At 38.4% G+C, this 18,601-nt stretch carries 18 protein-coding genes and 1 pseudogene; 5 read left to right on the forward strand and 14 right to left on the reverse strand.

Annotation, left to right across the window (positions count from 1 at the left end):
• Nucleotides 1–128 precede the first annotated feature (128 nt).
• Nucleotides 129–674: a toxin-antitoxin system YwqK family antitoxin gene (locus tag PSF11_RS03660; protein WP_004919304.1), complete on the forward strand. Its 546-nt coding sequence runs from the start codon at nt 129–131 to the stop codon at nt 672–674.
• 88 nt (nt 675–762) lie between these two features.
• Here PSF11_RS03660 and PSF11_RS03665 read toward each other — a convergent pair whose 3' ends face one another.
• From PSF11_RS03665 to PSF11_RS03675, 3 genes are all read right to left on the reverse strand, one after another.
• Complete coding sequence (locus tag PSF11_RS03665; RefSeq protein WP_040133076.1) at nt 763–1,821, reverse strand: endonuclease; 1,059 nt, start codon at nt 1,819–1,821, stop codon at nt 763–765.
• A 298-nt stretch (nt 1,822–2,119) separates the two neighbouring features.
• Nucleotides 2,120–2,584, reverse strand: a complete 465-nt coding sequence (locus tag PSF11_RS03670; RefSeq protein WP_004919301.1) for a threonine/serine exporter — start codon at nt 2,582–2,584, stop codon at nt 2,120–2,122.
• On the reverse strand, nt 2,581–3,390 hold the full coding sequence (locus tag PSF11_RS03675) for a threonine/serine ThrE exporter family protein (protein WP_014658254.1): 810 nt from the start codon (nt 3,388–3,390) through the stop codon (nt 2,581–2,583). The genes PSF11_RS03670 and PSF11_RS03675 overlap by 4 nt, the downstream gene beginning before the upstream one ends.
• A 187-nt stretch (nt 3,391–3,577) precedes the next feature.
• Between PSF11_RS03675 and PSF11_RS03680 the strand changes: the two genes are divergently transcribed.
• Complete coding sequence (locus PSF11_RS03680) at nt 3,578–4,210, forward strand: TetR/AcrR family transcriptional regulator (protein WP_014658253.1); 633 nt, start codon at nt 3,578–3,580, stop codon at nt 4,208–4,210.
• 12 nt (nt 4,211–4,222) lie between these two features.
• Here PSF11_RS03680 and PSF11_RS03685 read toward each other — a convergent pair whose 3' ends face one another.
• Nucleotides 4,223–4,627, reverse strand: a complete 405-nt coding sequence (locus PSF11_RS03685; protein WP_014658252.1) for a hypothetical protein — start codon at nt 4,625–4,627, stop codon at nt 4,223–4,225.
• Nucleotides 4,628–4,868: 241 nt separating this feature from the next.
• On the opposite strand from PSF11_RS03685, the gene PSF11_RS03690 reads away from it, so the two are divergent.
• Nucleotides 4,869–5,162: a DUF5339 family protein gene (locus tag PSF11_RS03690; RefSeq protein WP_004919297.1), complete on the forward strand. Its 294-nt coding sequence runs from the start codon at nt 4,869–4,871 to the stop codon at nt 5,160–5,162.
• A gap of 161 nt (nt 5,163–5,323) precedes the next feature.
• Here the strand turns inward: PSF11_RS03690 and PSF11_RS03695 are convergent, their stop codons facing one another.
• The 10 genes and pseudogenes from PSF11_RS03695 to PSF11_RS03740 all read right to left on the reverse strand — a co-directional run bounded on the left by PSF11_RS03695 (nt 5,324) and on the right by PSF11_RS03740 (nt 13,978).
• Nucleotides 5,324–5,761, reverse strand: coding sequence for a universal stress protein (locus PSF11_RS03695; RefSeq protein WP_004919296.1), 438 nt, complete (start codon nt 5,759–5,761; stop codon nt 5,324–5,326).
• A gap of 187 nt (nt 5,762–5,948) precedes the next feature.
• On the reverse strand, nt 5,949–6,287 hold the full coding sequence (locus PSF11_RS03700; RefSeq protein WP_004919295.1) for a hypothetical protein: 339 nt from the start codon (nt 6,285–6,287) through the stop codon (nt 5,949–5,951).
• A 187-nt stretch (nt 6,288–6,474) separates the two neighbouring features.
• Complete coding sequence (locus tag PSF11_RS03705) at nt 6,475–6,903, reverse strand: universal stress protein (RefSeq protein WP_004919294.1); 429 nt, start codon at nt 6,901–6,903, stop codon at nt 6,475–6,477.
• A gap of 115 nt (nt 6,904–7,018) precedes the next feature.
• Nucleotides 7,019–7,456 (reverse strand): annotated as a pseudogene (locus PSF11_RS03710) (glyoxalase).
• A 60-nt stretch (nt 7,457–7,516) separates the two neighbouring features.
• Entirely contained in the window at nt 7,517–8,431 is a 915-nt protein-coding gene (locus PSF11_RS03715; protein WP_014658249.1) for a Gfo/Idh/MocA family protein, read from the reverse strand.
• Between the two features lie 375 nt (nt 8,432–8,806).
• Complete coding sequence (locus PSF11_RS03720; protein WP_014658248.1) at nt 8,807–9,589, reverse strand: YaeF family permuted papain-like enzyme; 783 nt, start codon at nt 9,587–9,589, stop codon at nt 8,807–8,809.
• A gap of 258 nt (nt 9,590–9,847) precedes the next feature.
• On the reverse strand, nt 9,848–10,072 hold the full coding sequence (sra, locus tag PSF11_RS03725) for a stationary-phase-induced ribosome-associated protein (RefSeq protein ID WP_004919289.1): 225 nt from the start codon (nt 10,070–10,072) through the stop codon (nt 9,848–9,850).
• 339 nt (nt 10,073–10,411) lie between these two features.
• A complete protein-coding gene (locus PSF11_RS03730) occupies nt 10,412–11,431 on the reverse strand; it encodes an ABC transporter permease (protein ID WP_004919287.1) in 1,020 nt (339 codons plus the stop codon).
• 9 nt (nt 11,432–11,440) lie between these two features.
• On the reverse strand, nt 11,441–12,997 hold the full coding sequence (locus PSF11_RS03735; RefSeq protein WP_004919284.1) for a sugar ABC transporter ATP-binding protein: 1,557 nt from the start codon (nt 12,995–12,997) through the stop codon (nt 11,441–11,443).
• 57 nt (nt 12,998–13,054) lie between these two features.
• Nucleotides 13,055–13,978, reverse strand: a complete 924-nt coding sequence (locus PSF11_RS03740) for a substrate-binding domain-containing protein (RefSeq protein ID WP_014658246.1) — start codon at nt 13,976–13,978, stop codon at nt 13,055–13,057.
• Between the two features lie 514 nt (nt 13,979–14,492).
• On the opposite strand from PSF11_RS03740, the gene PSF11_RS03745 reads away from it, so the two are divergent.
• Nucleotides 14,493–17,795, forward strand: a complete 3,303-nt coding sequence (locus PSF11_RS03745; RefSeq protein WP_115113531.1) for a M66 family metalloprotease — start codon at nt 14,493–14,495, stop codon at nt 17,793–17,795.
• 155 nt (nt 17,796–17,950) lie between these two features.
• A complete protein-coding gene (locus PSF11_RS03750) occupies nt 17,951–18,577 on the forward strand; it encodes a glutathione S-transferase family protein (protein WP_036943877.1) in 627 nt (208 codons plus the stop codon).
• Nucleotides 18,578–18,601: the final 24 nt, after the last annotated feature.

An 18,601-nucleotide genomic window follows, 5' to 3' on the forward strand; every position in this document is an offset into this window, starting at 1 on the left:
TATCATAGCTTAAGAAGATTCTGACTGATATTTAACTAAATATGACTATATTTTATTGATAGGTATAGGAAAAATATTATTTTCCAGTGCCTAACTGAAATTTTCATATTTACCTCAATAGGGACATCATGATAAAAAAACACTTATTAAAACCAACTTTACTTTTCTCCTTTGCTCTACTTATCTCTGGTTGTCAACTACTCACACCAACATCTTCAAAATCTGATCTAGATGCACTTCGTGAACTCAAAGGTATTGAATTTCCTTCAACTAAAACGCCAGAAGGCACACCTGAAGGCGCTTATGAATTTCATTACGATAATGGCCAATTGGAAACCAGAAGTTGGGTTAAAAAGGGGTGTTTAGATCGTTACATTGAGTCATTCTATGAGAATGGTAACGTTAAAATGTATACGCCAGTTAAAAACTGTAAAGTGAATGGATTAGTACGGATTTACCATGAAAATGGTCGTAAGGATATCGAAATGACCGCTACTGACGGAAAACTTACAGGCCCATTTAAAGTTTATCACGACACCCCAAGCAACAACGTTTATGCTTCCGGTGTTTTCAAAGATGGTGAACCACAAGGTTTTATCTCTGAATTTGATGAAAATGGGCAGTTCGTTCAAAAATCCGCCGTTATTAATGGCAAAATTGTCAGCGAAAAATAATATAAAAAAACCCAAAAGTGATGAACAGCACCCCAAACGTTGTAGTACAACTTTGGGGTGTTTTTTTACTTTACCTTAAAAACACCTTTTAAGGCTTACAGTTACCTGCCAATTCATAGCCTGCGGCTTGTGCGGCTAACTCATCGCTGAACATCACTGCATTTTTATCGGATGTTGTTTTAAAACCAGAGCAATGTGCTAAATGGTATTTATGTGAGTTACGATTACCTTTTACTTGAGTACTGGTTTCAGATGCTTGAGGTTTTGGTGTCTCTTTTGTAGGTGCAGGCGATAACTTATCAACTTGCTTAATCCCTTGAGCACTATTTTTATGCCCAAGCTCCCATTTCATTTCCCCCGTGACAAAGGGGTTATGGTGCCCCATGATTGCAGCAATGCGTTCGTCACGTTGTTTTTCCCACTGACTCGGCGGATATTGTCTATCCCATGCCATCAATAGTTGTTGCTGTTGACGTGACATCGACAAGTTATAACGGTCATGCATGTAAAAATAGACACGAGCCACTTGCCCCTTCACTTCATCTCTAGGTTCAAAAACGCGTTGCTTAAAATCAACTCGGCTACGACATTGACCATAAGGATATTGCGCATTAGAGGGAAGTTGAGCATAGCTAAAATTACTACGGTCACCATTTACTTCACCAATTGATGGTGCAAGGTTATGCATATCGGCTTCCATCTTACGAAAGATAGGATCTGTTGAAACACAGTTTTTACGTCCACCGTTCTGCCAACATTGTCTCTGATGACCAAATACCCATGCCGGAACAATATGTTCCCACTCAATACGCGTTGCCCTATTTTGCTGTTTACGGACTTGGTAACCACACGAGTTTAAATCGACTACCCCACCACTTTTACCGGCCCACTCCCATTTACAACCACAGTAAAGTGTTCCCTCACCTTGATTGTTTTGATCCAGATATACTTTAGTTTTACTTAATAATTTCGCTTCATCAAACTGTCCTGGCGCAGCGATAAGCGGGAAAGTAAATATTAATAAAAAAAATGACAGTACCCATTTTGGGTACAATGAAGCGAATATTTTATTCAAAATAACACCACTGATGTTTTGATAATAAACAATTAACTTAAATGCGTTAGTGCATCCTGTAATATACTGCATATTTTCTTATGCCAGTACCACACAACCGAATATAAGCTTTTTTGCAGCTAATGAATATTAGAAACAACCGACTTACCACGATAAAATTGCACAACTACTCCATATTAGAGCAATTCAGTTATGTTAATAATTCTAATTAATAACAGGAATTGTTTATTAATCAATCTAACAACTTATAGTAAAAGCTATTGAAAGAGATATCAGATTAATTTTGAATAAAGGCTAGGTTGCCATAGTAAATAAAGTCAATCAAACGCCTTCTTGAATATCACATTTACCGAAGGCGTTTCTTGTTTTTTTATACACTTGGGCGTTTACGATATAACCACAAACCAGGAAGGGATAGACCAATTGATAAGGCCCCAACAATAAATGATGCTCGTAAAAAGTTGGTCACAAGGGTTTCAAATAACTCAGGGGTATAACCTAAATGAGAAATTTTGACGACGGAGATCATTGCGGTATAAGCACTGATTCCCGGAAACATCGGTATTACTGCTGCAACCGTAAAAACTTTAGGATGTGCTAACCATGTTCGAGACCATTGAATACCAATCGCGCCAATAAGAATAGCGGCAATAAAACTTGCCCATTCAATATTTAAGCCAAGTGTCATCATAGTCATACGTGAGCCATGACCAATAGCCCCTAACAAAGCACAATATTTCAATGCTTTGATCGGCACATTAAATACCATCGCAAAGCCAACAGCAGGGATAGCCGCTAGTAACATATCCTCTAAAAGTGCCAGTAAAAAACTCATGCCCACTCCCTTAGTCCCCAAATTGCCATTGCAATCACAACACCAATACATGTCGCCAGCGTCAGTAAGCTCGCCATCATCCACCGCGCTAACCCTGTATTAACATGGCCTTTAAACATATCGGCCACCGCATTAATTAATGGAAAACCCGGCACGAGTAGCAATACACTTGCTGCCATCGAAATACTTGCTGTCGGAGCAAAAAATGGCAATTTTAATAATAATCCGGAAACAGACGTTGCCACAAAAGCAGTAATACAAAAGTTAATCAAAGGATTCATTTGCCGAGAAGTCAGCACCTGACGAATATACATTGCACAACCACTCGCAATCAATGTCACTAAGGAGCCATCCCATCCTCCCCCATTTAATTTACTAAAACAGGCACAAGATAGAGCAACCATCAGCACCATTATCCAGCGTGGATAACGTAATGGTTTTATTGAGGACAATTTCTTCTCAAGTTGTTTGCGATCCAAAAGGTGATGCTCAACTAAAATGACAGCATGCTGTACCTCTGTCACCACATGCATATTAATACCACGGTCAATAATACGACGCGTCGACGTTAAACAGTGACCTTCAATTATGGTTGTCAGTACTAATGAATTCGAGGAAATAGCACTATCAACTTGATCTGCCCCGAGTGCAATCCCTAAGCGGCTGGTAAGCTGCTCCACCAGCATACTCTCCGCACCATGTTGTAATAATAAGAGGCCACACTGTATACATAATCGAGTGATCTCCCTTTGTGTTTCGGTAATCGCATGAATACCTTGCAACTCATCGATAGCCTCCCCTTTCATTTTTCCTCCAATCCACTGCGATGATTTAGATAACGATTTAAACGTGATAACCTTTAGCAACATCATAAAGTGAAATAATAGCCTGAATTATGATCTCTTTCAGGTTAAAGCATGATTAGTCATCACGAACTTTGCCTTTTCATGATAAGAATAGTTAGATAAATCATAATGCTAGGATGAGTATTGCATGAGTAGCCCATTTTTCGCTAAAACCCCTAAGGGGCAGCGTCGTAATAAAGCATTAATTAGTGCGGCTTCTGAAATTTTTATTCAATATGGATTTGAAGGAACAACACTTGATATGATCATTGAGCGTGCAGGAGGCTCTCGTTCCACGCTGTATAAAAACTTCGGTGATAAAGAAGGATTATTCGCTGCGGTCGTTGCATCAATGATTGACGATATTTTCGCCGATGATGAAAATCATAATCCCCCTTCTCTCCATAGCATTGAATCTGTATTGTCTTTTTACGGCGCACGGTTTTTACTGAATGTGATTAAACCACAGTCTATTGGTTTATATCGTTTGATCCTTGGTGAATATAACCGCTTTCCTGAAATTAGCCATGCTTTCTTTGAACAAGGGCCAGTACGTAGTTATCGGCTATTAACTGAGAAACTCCTTGAATTACCTGAAGTGAAAGTTAACGAACAAACGCTATTAAGTATTTCATCTCGATTTTTAGAAATGTTAAAAGCAGATGTTTTTATTAAAACCTTCTGTGTCACTGATTTTAAACCTAGCGATGAATTTATCACGCAACAAATTGCGCTCTCAGTGGACATCATCGCCAGTTATATTCGTAAAATTAGCCAATAGCGGTCATCGTCATTAAGAAATCAATGCCGTAGCATATTTTTTCGCTGCGGCGATGTTATGTTCAATAAACACTTCAGGCCCATAAAATGCAGAAAGTAACGGCGCCATTTGTTCCATATCTTCTTTATCACTCCCATCTGGTTGTAACGTCACCACCATTGCACGGCAGTGTTCAACCATCGGCTCTTTAGCATGTTTTAACCAACGGCGAACATATTTCATGGCATTCATATGTTCCTCAGACGGTTTTTCTTTGCTCTGTTTGACCGGCGGATAAACTAATACAAATTGCGCCCTTCTTGCCAATAACATATCCATTTCTTCTAACCATAAACGCGTTTCATCTAAGGTTTTTGGAAATGAATGGATTACACAAACTGGCCACTCAGCCGTATCAATAATCGTCTTATTTTGCATACCTAGCTCCCCCACAAAAAAAGTGTACTTAACTGTACACTTTTAATTGCAACAGAGTCAAGAATGATTCTCATTTATCTTTTTGCAAATTATGCTATTCACGCGGTGCTGTTATTACAGATAATTCCTAATATGCAGCAAAATTACCTACAGTAGAAAATATTGATTAAGAGAGGTGATGTCTTTTTGAATATGGAATGCTATTCTCGTTTTATTGTTACATCAAAAAAGCGAATAAATTATGAAAAAAAGATTTTCAGTTGCTTTCGGGGTTGCTGCACTATTAGCTGCATTTGGTGCGAATGCAGGAAAAAATTGCGATACTTATTTCCAAGAAATGAATGTGCTGGTTAAACAAGCTGAAGAGCAGTACAAAAATGACCCTAATGTTAAAGAAAGGATCACTGAGATGAAACATCAATTGGAAGAAGCGAAAAAAGCACTCGCTGATTATCCAGAAGATGCTCAAGAACAAGCATGTGAACAAGGCATTCAAGCTATTAAAGCAGCTAAAGAGGCAGTGGAAGGTAAATAATTTTTATCTCTATTATATTGATTTAATAGGGATGAATAAGCACCATCTGCTTTTTCGATGCGAATTTTAGCCTTGCTTTAGGCTAAGATGGTAATAGATTTGCGTTAAAGATTAGAGCGTTAATAAGGCCAGTATAATACTGGCCTTATTGTATTGGCGGGTTATCTGACTACCAGTACAGATATTTTCGCATAAGAAACAATGCCTGATGCGTTTGACCCTAGTAAGTGCGTTGTGATACTCGGGTTACGTGAACCAATCACAATCAGATCCGCACCTATTTCTTCTGCCTCAGCTAACACTTTATCTCTCGGTGAACCAAAAGCGACTTTGTAAGAAATATCTTCTTGTGGGTAATCGATCTTAGCAATAATCTCTTTTAACTGCTCTTCTGAACGTTCAACGGCTTTTTTAGCAAATGAAGATAAAAGATCATAATGATAGCTATAGCTCATTGAGAACCTTGAAACATCAGGAACTGAGTGGAAAAGATGTATTTTTGCCCCCGACATTTTTGCTAAATAAATTGCGTGTTTTAATGCTTTATCCGTCAGAATATCTTCAGAAATGTCTACGGGAACCAAAATTTTATTGTACATGCGATACCCCTATTAATTAGTCATCATTCTATTATCCACCTGTGATCCCTTAGTGCGATGTGATAACTAGGATACACTTTGTGAATGTTTATCTTTTTTGTTCACCAAAAGTATAGTCTTAATAAAAACAAACTGCCGTGAGCTACCAGACGATTTGTTAAAGCAAGTTCACAATTTTATCAATATGCTAACTATCTTCTAAGTGCCATTTATGTAAGATGCGGTGCAAAAAAGGTGTGACAATTAAGCCAATACTAATAATGAATACGCTCTGTAAAAACAGCCCATATATTGCGATAAAAAAACGCCCACCTTGCGTGATTGGTGCAGGCTCTATTGCTTGTCCACTTAGCATGGATAATGCATTAAGCATTGACTCCATCAAAGAATGACCTTCAATAAAATAAAAGCCAATAATACCGGGTAACAGCCCAAGGAAAAAAACCAATAGCGACAAAAAATAAAAACGTAATACCCTGAATAAGAAATGTTCAATGCGGATAACTTCTTGCGAAAACTTTTCCATAAATAAGCTCACCATTCCCAATAAAAATAGGGCCTATTCGGCTGAACTGTTACACTCAATACCTGATACCCAACAAGATAGAAGAAAAAGGTTTAATCACTCATCGCTTTATGACGATCGTGTAAAATAAAAAATAATGGGTTCAATAAAACCTATGCTAAATATCAGCATAGGTTTATTTAAAAAATTAACGAACTACCAATACAGAGGTTTCTGCGTAACGAACAATGCCCGCTGCGGTAGAGCCTAGGAGGTGTGTAGAAATATTCGGACGGCGTGAACCGATAACAATAATATCGGCGTTAATGTCTTTTGCAGTATTAATCACTTCATCACGAGGTGAGCCAAACGTTATGGTATAATTGACATCAGATAGTGGTAAATCAATCGTATCCATCAACATTTTCATGTCTTCTTCTGCTTTAACGGTTGCACGGTCTTTTATTTCCATATAACCAAGTGCATACGCATTAATAATAGCAGAAGAGATTGGTAGCACATGGATCAAATGAATTTTCGCACCAGACTGTTTAGCTAAATTAACTGCATGGCGAACAGCTTTACTTGTCAGTTCATCCTCAGTTAAATCTATAGGAACCAGAATCGTTTTATACATAACCCCTCCTGATAGAAAAAAGAATTTAAGTTAACAACAAAATTATAATCAAATACGCAAGAATGTCTCTTAAACAACAAGATAAATGAGATCTCTCGCTACAAATTATTAACTATTATTCTCTTAACCATGGTGTAACGGTTAAACCAACCAACATTCCTTCGGGGCTAAGTAAGCGTGTAACCATTTGCCCCCAAGGTTCCATTCGCTCATTAACTAAAATGGAATAACCTTCATTAATAAAACATTGAGTGGCTTTTGATAAATTAGCGACTTCAAATTCTATCCAGCTTTGAGGAACAAGGTGCGTTTCCGGCCAATGATCGACACCAAAACAAGATTGTGCAGCTTGAGATAATGGTCATAACGCAAAGTGTTTAACGCCACTAAGCTGTTCTTCTTCGCTGGTGAAATAATCCTGATTACCTTCCATTGCCTTTAAAGGTAAACCTAAAGTTTTAACATAGAAATCATAACTTACATTAGGCTCACGTGTTATCGGACCAAAACCTGCAACAAATAAAATTTCTGAAGCTTGATGCGAACTTAACATATTAATCCTATATAAGACTGGTATGGAATGGTTTATGAGCTGAGAAACAATGAACAGTATTTACGCAATGCTTAACATTTTCTCTACCATTTGTTGAGCATAAATCGCCTGCTCACCACTGACGTCAGGCTCGCTACCATGGCTCACCGCATCAATAAAATGGCGAATAGCCCCATCGAATCCACGTTGAACCAATATCGACTCCCAACTAGAAGGTTGTTTTTGTTTTATCCCCTCGTGACTTTCACTCATCCAATGATTCATGTTTGTCACTTGGTAGACCCCACCATCACAAATTGCTGCAACTTGCTCGCGTTGACTACCCGCTCGGCGATGCATTGATGTCGTCACTAAACATTCATTCACTTTCAGATGATGCTCTGCATAGCATAACGCTTGCTCCTCAGTTGCAATAATATTGCCTCCCAATAATTTTGCTTCGCTTCCCACGAGCCAGATAGCGGTATCTACAACGTGTAAATAATCATCTAGCATAGTAAAACGGACATTTTGAGGGCCTAGACTGTCACTACGATGTTTTTCCATACGTAATGAAGCAACTTGACTGAGGTGTTGTTTGAGTTCTTGATAAAAAGGTGAAAAGCGCCGATTAAACCCAACCATAAGCGAACGTTTCTGTTTATGTGCAAAGTCCACTAATTGCTCTGATTGGCAAAGTGTCTCAGCAAGCGGTTTATCAACATACACATGTACGCCGTATGATAACAAACTGTAAATAACTGAAAAATGGCTGGCGGTACTACTGTGTACAAAAACCGCATCACACTGCTGGGCCAGCTGTTTTATATCTGAATACAGTGGAATACGATAGTTATCACAGACGATTTTTGCTTTCCTTTGATTTGGTGAAAATGCCCCTATCAGTTGCCAATTATCTGTTTTACTCAGTATCGGTAAATAGGCTTTTTGCGCAATAGAGCCTAACCCTACGATACCAATGCGTAATGTTCTCATCAAAGATTGACCTCTGTGCTGACGGTGTAGGAAGGATACTGACAAGTATAACGAACAACTTATTTCGAGTACTAACTTGTTTTATAAAAATTTATTCGAATTATCCTTAAAAGAACCAAAAATAACGTATTGAATTTTAATTATTTTTTATAAAAACGAATTTATAGGGGGTAAAATTCGCATAATAAGACATAAAAAAGGGTTGATTTATCAAATGAGAATGGTTATCTTTTACCTAACGAATACTTGAGTAAATTACTCAAGCTTTCGTAAACGACATTGCTCACATTGCTTCCAGTTTTAGCAGGCCAACTTCTCTGAGTTGGCCTTTTTTTTCATTAACACGTCGCCACAACCCCACTTTATTGACGATATTTATCTCAGGTGAAGCGCACTCGATAAACTCCAAGATTTCAAGTGCCCTACATAGCTTAAACGATGGGTCGGAACAAAGGTCGGCACATCCCCTGTTCGCATATGAAGGATATCCGCTGGCGTTATCCATGCTGAATTCCCTTCAAATAACGGAAGTCCTGCATATTTATAGGCATCAAGGACAAACTGCGAACAAAAGAAGCCGTTAGCTTGGTCTACATCGCTACCTAACTGTACCGTCGCTAACGTTCTCAAACAAAAATTACGGATCGTTTGACCAATAAAAGGTAATTCACAGACGCGCTTTGTCACCATCCAAGGCGCTATCATCACTATCCCTTTAAAGTTATATTTGCCCCCTTCATTTTGCATAGAAAATTCACGTAATTTATGGGCGTGAATAGAGGTTAACCCCTCTTGCCGCAACACCACCATATTATTTGAGTCCGAGATAGCTTGATCGAGCGTAATGATCCTCACGCCACTGCCGACAGATTCCGCTACTTCACCAGCCCCCAAATATATTGAGGCATGACTCACCCCGCTAATACTAAAAAGACGGATACCCCATGAATTAATTCCCGTTGCGGAAGACAATAAAATATCGCCAGGTAACATATCAGCAGCAGAGAGCGCCTCTACAGATTCTTTAATCGGTATCGTATTGGCTTGTTGAATGCTAAATTTTAATCGGTTACTTTCTTCATCCGTTCTAAAGCCTGTCGAACATCCTGCCACTGAAATAACACAAAAACAAAAAATTAAATATTTAAAATAAGCCAACGGGAATACCTACCCTATTTCTATTTATACGCCAATTCAATGTAACCAAGTTCCATGACTTTTTCATCGGAAACGTCTCAATATTTTGTTTATTTGTAATTTTAGATAGTGACAATAATCACATATTGACCATTCTAATATGAAGATGAGGTAGCGGTCGTACTGGTTGCAAGAAAAAGAGTAAGAAATGAGGTAGGAATATCATTTGGTGTTTTTAACCCTCTAGCAATGCCAGAGGGTCAACATTCACTCAATTAATTAGCTAATAACATATTCAGGATAGAATACCGTTGTTGAGTGGTAGGTTTTTTTCTCTGTCGCTTTATTATTTAATGCCGCAACTACAGGTTGATTTTGTAATTCAGCGGGCAGCTGTTCCGTCACATTTTCTTTTGCTACGACAGAAACTCGAATATTTTTCTTAGAACGACTTAACTTATAAGGCATTCCTAATAAGCGACGTGCTGCATTATTACTTACCATTATATCGACTCCTTAACTACAACATTTAAATTCAGCAATAAGCTGAATATCAAAAACATAGCCAGTGTTGACTGCATGGGTTATTTTAAATTTTACTCAAAATTCAAAAATAACCCTAATAGTATAGCATCGATAAAATATAAGTGAATGAAATTAAACTAATTAGTTTCACAAGGGAACTATCTGAGGTGGAATTTTTATAAGATATCAATATTATTAGCACTAAAATTTAAAAAGTATCAACCTGTATTTTCTTAGCGTTAAATCCTTATTTTCTTATGATAAACGCCTTCTTATTAAAATAAAAAGGCGTTTATCTTTTATAAATAGTGAAAATATTTAACTGGCACCACGTCTATTTTTGGCGTAAGTATCAAAAGCAACAGCTAAAATAATGATCAGTCCAGTAATAATTTGCTGATAATACGCTGAAACATTCATTAAAACTAAACCATTAATTAATATTCCCATAATGATTGAGCCAATAATGGTTCCTCCGATACGACCATATCCCCCCATTAATGATGTACCACCAATCACAACAGAGGCGATCACGCGCAGTTCAAATGTCATCCCCGCTACCGCTTCAGCACTCCCTAAACGTGCACTCAGCACAAACCCAGCCAGCCCAGCTAAACAGCCAATCACCACATACACACTGACAAGAACACGTTTAACATTCACCCCTGCTAACCGAGCTGCTTCTTGATTACTGCCAACTGCGTAAACAAAACGCCCCCAGCGGCTTTTATGCAGCGCTAAATAGCCTATCAATGCCACAATCGCAAAGATCCAAATAGGCACCGAGATCCCCAGTAGCTCCCCACGCCCCCACCAACGATAGCCAGCATCAAAACCTGAGATTGGTGCACCATCATTAATCACTAATGTCAGCCCACGCCAAATTGTCATGCCACCTAATGTGACAATAAATGGTGGAATATTCAGCCGCGTGATCCCAAGACCATGTAAAAACCCGATCCCTGTGCCTACCGCTAAGCAGATAGCTAATCCAACTAACCAGCTCATCCCTCCCCAAGCATTAGGATCTAAGCCGACTAAATTATCACCTTTAATCACAAACGCCGCTGTCATCGCGCAAACCGCCAGTATTGAGCCAACAGACAAATCAATACCAGCGGTTAAAATCACCAACGTCATCCCCACGGCCATAATTCCATAGATAGACACTTCGGTTAAAATATTAGTGATATTGCGTTCAGTCAGAAAATTACTGTTTTGGGTTTGAAAAAATAGCACCAACAGCACCATAAAAATCAAGACACCAAAGCGCTCAAAAAAAGCGATGAAATCTATTTTTTTACGGCCGACCGCCGTAGAAGATTGTTGTTGTAACATGTAAACCTCTCATACGACCATTTCTGCTGGTGAGTTTTGATGGCAAATAGCCATCATCATCATTAACTTCTCTTCTGTTGCATCATCACCTTTAATCTCCCCCGTTAAGCGGCCCTCGCTCAACGTGATGATCCGGTCTGAAATCGCCATGACTTCAGGTAAATCAGAAGAAATAACAATAACCGCAACGCCTTTTTTCGCCATCTCAAAAATAACCTGATGAACTTCCGATTTGGTTCCAACATCAATACCCCGAGTTGGCTCATCAACAATTAATACTTTTGGCGACATGGCCATACACCGTGCAAGAATGACTTTTTGTTGGTTACCACCAGACAATTTACGCACTTCTTGCTCACTGCTGGCCATTTTGATTTGTAGTGCTTGTTTGTAGCTTTCTATCAAGGCGTTTTCTTTATTGCTATCCACCATCCACCCCATTTTAAGTAGATGTGATAACGCTGAAAGTGATAGGTTGTAGCGAATGGATAATCCCAGCGCGGCGCCTTCTTTTTTACGATCTTCTGGAACGAGTGCAATCCCCTTATCCAGTGCATTCATTGGGGTCGTTGGCTGATAAGGCTCACCATCAAGGATAAACTCACCCGTGGTATATTTATCTGCGCCGAATAAACAGCGTGCCACCTCAGTCCTTCCCGCCCCCATAAGGCCCGCAATACCCAGTATTTCGCCTTCATGAACATCAAAACTAATATCGTGAAGCGCGATACCATGAGGATCTAAAGGTGGCTTAGCTTTCGATAAATGTTTCACCGATAGGCGAATCGGTTTGTCTCGATGATATGTTTCGCTGGCCGGCCTACGTTCAAAAATCACATTCCGCCCAACCATCATACGTATGATCTCTTGTACTGAGGTCTCAGCCACATTCCCCGATCCGGTGTATCTGCCGTCTTGAAATACCGTGAACTTGTCACATATCTGAAAAACTTCATGTAAGCGATGTGTCACGTAAATGACGCTCACCCCTCGGTTTTTCAATTCCCTAACAACACGATGCAGACTTTCTACTTCGGTATCGCTTAGAGCCGCTGAAGGCTCATCCATCACAATTAATTTAGCATTGAGCGTCAGTGCACGTGCAATTTCAATCATTTGCTGCTGGGCAACACTTAACCGTGCCACTTGGGTCGTTGGCAAAATTGCCAATTGAAGATAATCAAGGATCGCTTTGGCTTCCTGATTAAGGACTTTTTCATTAACCATCCAACGCATTTTTAGCGCTTCACGCCCTAAAAACATGTTTTCGGCTACCGTCATATTCGGTAGCAAATTAAATTCTTGATAGATAGTAATAATCCCTTTTTGTTGGCGAACAATCGGGGTATCTGTTATGGAAAGCAATTCACCGTTAAACCAAATATCACCACTGGTTTGCGGTTGAGCGCCTGCAAGTGCCTTTAAGAAAGTGGATTTACCCGCACCATTTTCCCCCAATAACGCATGCACTTCCCCTGGCATCACTGTCATTTGGGCTTGACTTAGCGCCCAGATCCCTGAAAAGCTTTTGGCAAGATTTGTAATTTTAAGTAGTGGCTCTGACATAAAAACTCCTTTTCAGGAAAACAGGGCTCACCGAGCCCTGAATAGCACTGTAAATGACTATTTCAATTCACCAATACGTTCCGCTTGATCAAGGTTATCTTTGCTAATAATTGTGGGAGGGTAATCCGCGCCTGTGATCGCTTTTTTGTCACGAATATTATCGACCAATTGCCCCATCGCCATTTTTACTGCGTAGCCTGCGCGCTGATCAGCCGTTACAGCCATCCAACCTTCCTTAATACGACTAAGTGCTTCAGGACTTGCATCAAAACCTGTCACTAAAATGTCGCCCGGTTTATAACCTTGCGCGCTCAGCGCCTCAATCGCACCAAGGGCCATATCATCGTTAGCAGATAAGATCACATCCGGTTTTTTCGCGAGTGAAGGCAATAAACTTTCGGTGATGCGCATCCCTTCCGCTCGCATCCAGTTACCATTTTGGTCAGCGACTAAGCGGTATTTACTCCCCCCTTCTTTTAAGCTATCGCGGATCCCTTTCGTACGTTCAATATTTGATGAGGAGCCAGGTTGTCCTGTAATTAAGATCAGATCGGCGCCATTTGGAAACTGCTTTTTGACATATTCCGCAATGGCGTAACCGCCTTTGTAATTATTAGCCCCAAAATGCGGCACCGGTTGTTGTGCATTAATGGTTCTATCAAGAGTCACCACCGGTAAGCCAGCGCTTTGAATTTCAACCACCGCATCGGCAATGGCATTGACATCATTAGGTGACACAATAAAGCCCTGTGCACCTCGTGTGATCGCATTTTCAATATCAGCAACTTGCTTAGGTGAGCTACCTTGCCCATCTAAGACTTGAATATTGACTCCTAACTCTTTAGCGGTTTTCACCGCCGATTTCTGCATATGCACTTCAAACGGGCTGGCCAATGTTGGCGGACTAAAGACAATTTGTTCATTTTCAGCCATCACACTCGGTGTTAAACCCAATACAGCAACCAGCGCGGTTAATTTCATGATATTTTTCATTTTGCCCTTCCCACTGATTATGAATACATGTTGTGTTTTGATGTCACCAATATTTAACATGGCGATAACATAGATATACATTAATGAAACATATATTCCAATTTTTATTATATGAAAATTTTGTTTTTGTTGTGTTGATAACGAAATTAAGTGGAAAGTCAGAAAATTATGTTACAAAGATCACAGATTTCTCTCATTCTATCCCCTGATTAAGGGGACTTCGGCGCCTTTTTTACCCCTTGAGATCTTGGTGATTTCTTTCGTAAAGAAATGAAATATTCATTCTATTTTATTAACCGATGGGATTATCTCTAAGCGAATTGCTATTAATGAATAAATCAAGAAATTCAAGTGTTCAGAATGAACAATTGACTGATTATTTGGCTAAATTAAGATTAACTATAAAATAATTTGCTTATCATTTTTATTTTTTTCTTTATTATCTAATACTGCTAATAAAATGAAGATATTAGCAATAAACTAATCAATTAAAAGGATTTATATGCTAGCTTTGACAATTTGCATTTGCCAAAATCGTCATGAAGTGATGATACCGACAACACAATTAAATAAAGAAAATGATACTCATTCATCTCATTTATTAGGTCTTAATGACCTTAATAATAACCCAAATACACTGTTTGATTTTTGGCAATCGTTGATAGATAACCTTGTTATCTCACGGTTATTTGATACACAGATTAATAATCATGCGCTGATTAAAAAAATGACCGATGAACAAGGGGTGTATAATAAGTTATTGTCTGAATACAAAGAAAAACTAGGGAAAGTTTTTTACTATAATACAAATAATTATCCAAGTGATATCCAAGGGGATCTTAAGGGGAATGTATTTTATGCTCAACATAGCATTATCCCAGCCATTAATCGAATTGATGATGATATACAACCTCATCTCGTTTCAGGCCGTAAAACATTGGTGATATTTAAGCCTCATGAAAAAATCAAAGAAAATGAGCAATTAAATATTAAGGTCTATAATGAGGATAATGAAAAGATATATTCAACCTACCTACTTCCACCATCAAAACTGCCTAAAATTGCAGGCACTGAGCAACGGTTTACCCGCTTAACACCTGACGATTTTACTATTCCTAAATCGTTTGATTTTACTATCAATGCATCAAAAAAGATTAAAGAATTGACTGAGAGCACAAACTACCTCAATCAACTTATGACCGAAAATGACATTATTAGAGTCGATATTGATGCTGAAAATTTATCTATTAACTTAGATAGTTTAAAAAAACGCCCGAATAAAAAACTCATATTGAATTTAGCGGATAATATCGATGCAAATATTAAATATAGAAATAATTCAATACCTCTCTCTGCACAGCAATCTTTTGTTATGATAAGCGATGAAACAGGTCGTTGGTTTACTCGTGACGAATCTAGATTATCTTTTCACTATCAACAAGCGTTAAATATTGATAAATACAAAACCCCCGAAACCTTTGATGTGGAATTTACGAAAAATGATGATATTAATCATATCTCTAAGAACCCCAAATTATTCCAAGATATTATTAAAAAAAATGACACTATTAAAATAGCAACCAGAGATTACCATTGGGCGAAAGATTTTATTATCCCCAATAGTAAACAATATGCCAATAAAAAAATACTTTTCACTTCTCAAGCTTATTTTAATAGTGATGTTACCTATGGCGATAATGAAGTTAGAATTACTACGGGTGAAACTAAGCTTTTTATTAGTGATGATGAAGGTGTATGGTCAATTTACTCTCCGGATACCCAAAGTACGGTTAACTATGCCTTGCCTCAATCATTTGATATCAAGATAAATAAAAACAAGGAATTGCAAAAAATATCAAAAGATATTTGCTATTTTAACGAAGTTATCAATAACAATGATAACATCCATATCGCAACGCGTAATGCTAATTGGGCCCGTCATTTTACATTAGAGACTCATCCCAATTTTAAAAATAAAAAAATTTATTTTTCATCAGAGGCTGACTATGACAGTCATGTTTTCTATGGTGACCAAAAAATAACGATAAGAAAAGGTGATAGCCAATTATTTGTTTGTGATGAATTTGGTTTTTGGCGTACATATGAAGGTGAGCCTTTAATTAATGATGACAGTGATGAAATCAGGTATATCGAAAATGGCTGGTCTGTTGCTATTCCTGCTGAATACATTAAGCCCAAAATAAGGTTGGAATTCGATTATCATGGAAAACAAGGTACGCTATCTGATATTTATGTCGGAGCCCCAACAGAACTTCTGCTCCATACTATCGATATCGGCATGTTGACTCCCTATAGAGGAGAATTAGCATTTCAAAAAAATGCTGAATTACAACGCCAATATTTCCAACAAATCCCTATTAATCGTTTAATCGTCTCTCACTACGCTCCAATCCACTTAAAAGAGATTGTTCTTCCTTCAGGAAAACATTTAACTCATCGTTCAGATGATGATGGAGGTGGGCATAATGGGGATATGCGAGAGCAAATTTCTAAAGATCTTATTTCAGATGGCATTAATTTAGCCAATTACGGCGTTCATTCATCGGCGACAAAAGAAAATAACTACTTACCTACCGCACAAATTACGATACATAATTCCCGTGGTATATATAAAAATGGTTTACAAGAGCATGGTTGGTCAGGAGGAGCGGGAAAAGCCACATTATACAACACCGTAGATAATGAATTTAGTCATGAACTGGGTCATAATTATAAGATTGGTCATTACTTTAAGGGATTTAAAGGCGGTGTTCATGCAACCCCCGATAAACCTAATTCGACATGGGGATGGGATGCCGACAACAACTTTTTTATTCCTAACTTTGAAAAAAAGAAAACAAATAAGTACACGGTTTTAGATGCGCGTGATCCTAATGCAGAAAAAGCAGAACCCTATATGCAACATGCAATGCTAAAAGATGCTATGTCTGGTGGTGAGCTATACGATAAAGCGTACAATGCGTACACATTACATACCCCAACAACGGCTCAAGCTATTCAACATTTTTTCGAGAACTCTGCAATATTTAGCAAAACATCGTCAACAGGTTATCAAAAGTGGGATCCCAATACACAAACAATGCAAGAGTACCTACCCCCTCATGCAAAAAATATTTCTTTTGTGGATGTACCAATAGTAGATAATCAAGATGTTACGGAGACAACTTTATCAGCGCTACTTAATAAAAATGACCATATAAAAATAGAGAGTTATAATTCTCACTACCCACCCAATATTTATCTACCTCAAGCGGATCACAGCAATAAAAATAAAGTGATTGAGATAGATTGCACTTCTCAATGGAGTATTAAACTACATGTTAATGGTAATAAGCAGATAATCAGCCATAATACAAAAGTGTATTATATTTCAAATGGAGATTCATGGGAGCCGTCCTCTGAATTAACCTTCATTCAAAAACCCGTAAAACAAGGTGTTCCGGTTGTCACTTTAGTCGGTTTTTATGACCCACAAAATCAATTAAAAAGCTATATCTACCCTGCGTTAGAAGGCTCTTATGGGATGGTATACAACAACGATACTATCGATACGACTAAACCATATCTTGCAGTGACGCTACGTAATGGTGAGGTAAAACAATATCAACTTGATCAACACCGATTTATTAGCCAGTTAATGAATAAGTTCCACATTAATATTGAACGTCGCTTAGAGCCAGTAAAAGCAGAGTTATATGTTAAAGGGCAACGAGTCTCATCACAGCATATTGAACTAACTGATCAACCTCTTCCTACCACCATCAATGGTATTATTCAAAGTTAACTCTTGTGTACGCCTACTACAATACGTATAGGCGTCGTTTCATCGTCGCCATTAGCAATAATGGCGCTTTTAGCTGATATCACCACATTTAAATTGCGCTTCCTATAGAGCTATGTTATTCCCATTATTTCTTATTGATGCTTTTCGAGGCCGTTATGCTAAAGATCCTAGGTCGTACCACATCAATCAATGTTCGCAAAGTCCTGTGGGCTGCACAAGAAGCTCAACTTCCCTTCATTCATGAGCCACAATGGGGAGATGAGTTAAGCCTAAAATCTGCTGATTATCTTAAGCTTAATCCTAATGGGCTCGTCCCCGTATTAATCCACGAAAATGGTATTTTGTGGGAAAGTAATACAATTTGCCGCTATATTGCCACCAAAGCACAACGCTTTGATCTACTACCTGAAAGCCCAGAAGAAAAAGCAGACGTTGAAAAATGGATGGATTGGCAAGCAACTGAACTAAACAGCGCATGGCGTGCTGCTTTTATGGCACTTGTTCGGAAAAGTGATAGTTTTATTCAGTACCCTGAATTGATAGCTAAAAGTACTGATGAGTGGAACAGTAAAATGCTGCTGCTTGAAGCAGAGCTTGAAAAAAATGGTAATTTTATTAATGGAAAACAATTTACGGTAGCTGATATTACTCTAGCACTCTCTATACATCGCTGGTTGCTTACACCGATTATTAGGCCAAACACCCCTGCTATTTCACAATATTATCAGCAAGTATTAACGCGTCCTGCCGCTAAATTATATTTAGACCCCAATATCCCTTAATTTCAATAACCGATAATTAGTAAA

The organism is Providencia sp. PROV119 (assembly GCF_028482435.1).
Classification (GTDB): domain Bacteria; phylum Pseudomonadota; class Gammaproteobacteria; order Enterobacterales; family Enterobacteriaceae; genus Providencia; species Providencia stuartii.

What these genes read in the sequence shown, in the direction of transcription:
- PSF11_RS03660 (WP_004919304.1), top strand. Translation starts at nt 129, where the DNA reads ATGATAAAAAAACACTTATTAAAACCAACTTTACTTTTCTCCTTTGCT.
- PSF11_RS03665 (WP_040133076.1), bottom strand. Translation starts at nt 1,821, where the DNA reads ATGCAGTATATTACAGGATGCACTAACGCATTTAAGTTAATTGTTTAT.
- PSF11_RS03670 (WP_004919301.1), bottom strand. Translation starts at nt 2,584, where the DNA reads ATGAGTTTTTTACTGGCACTTTTAGAGGATATGTTACTAGCGGCTATC.
- PSF11_RS03675 (WP_014658254.1), bottom strand. Translation starts at nt 3,390, where the DNA reads ATGAAAGGGGAGGCTATCGATGAGTTGCAAGGTATTCATGCGATTACC.
- PSF11_RS03680 (WP_014658253.1), top strand. Translation starts at nt 3,578, where the DNA reads ATGAGTAGCCCATTTTTCGCTAAAACCCCTAAGGGGCAGCGTCGTAAT.
- PSF11_RS03685 (WP_014658252.1), bottom strand. Translation starts at nt 4,627, where the DNA reads ATGCAAAATAAGACGATTATTGATACGGCTGAGTGGCCAGTTTGTGTA.
- PSF11_RS03690 (WP_004919297.1), top strand. Translation starts at nt 4,869, where the DNA reads ATGAAAAAAAGATTTTCAGTTGCTTTCGGGGTTGCTGCACTATTAGCT.
- PSF11_RS03695 (WP_004919296.1), bottom strand. Translation starts at nt 5,761, where the DNA reads ATGTACAATAAAATTTTGGTTCCCGTAGACATTTCTGAAGATATTCTG.
- PSF11_RS03700 (WP_004919295.1), bottom strand. Translation starts at nt 6,287, where the DNA reads ATGGAAAAGTTTTCGCAAGAAGTTATCCGCATTGAACATTTCTTATTC.
- PSF11_RS03705 (WP_004919294.1), bottom strand. Translation starts at nt 6,903, where the DNA reads ATGTATAAAACGATTCTGGTTCCTATAGATTTAACTGAGGATGAACTG.
- PSF11_RS03715 (WP_014658249.1), bottom strand. Translation starts at nt 8,431, where the DNA reads ATGAGAACATTACGCATTGGTATCGTAGGGTTAGGCTCTATTGCGCAA.
- sra (WP_004919289.1), bottom strand. Translation starts at nt 10,072, where the DNA reads ATGGTAAGTAATAATGCAGCACGTCGCTTATTAGGAATGCCTTATAAG.
- PSF11_RS03730 (WP_004919287.1), bottom strand. Translation starts at nt 11,431, where the DNA reads ATGTTACAACAACAATCTTCTACGGCGGTCGGCCGTAAAAAAATAGAT.
- PSF11_RS03735 (WP_004919284.1), bottom strand. Translation starts at nt 12,997, where the DNA reads ATGTCAGAGCCACTACTTAAAATTACAAATCTTGCCAAAAGCTTTTCA.
- PSF11_RS03740 (WP_014658246.1), bottom strand. Translation starts at nt 13,978, where the DNA reads ATGAAATTAACCGCGCTGGTTGCTGTATTGGGTTTAACACCGAGTGTG.
- PSF11_RS03745 (WP_115113531.1), top strand. Translation starts at nt 14,493, where the DNA reads ATGCTAGCTTTGACAATTTGCATTTGCCAAAATCGTCATGAAGTGATG.
- PSF11_RS03750 (WP_036943877.1), top strand. Translation starts at nt 17,951, where the DNA reads ATGCTAAAGATCCTAGGTCGTACCACATCAATCAATGTTCGCAAAGTC.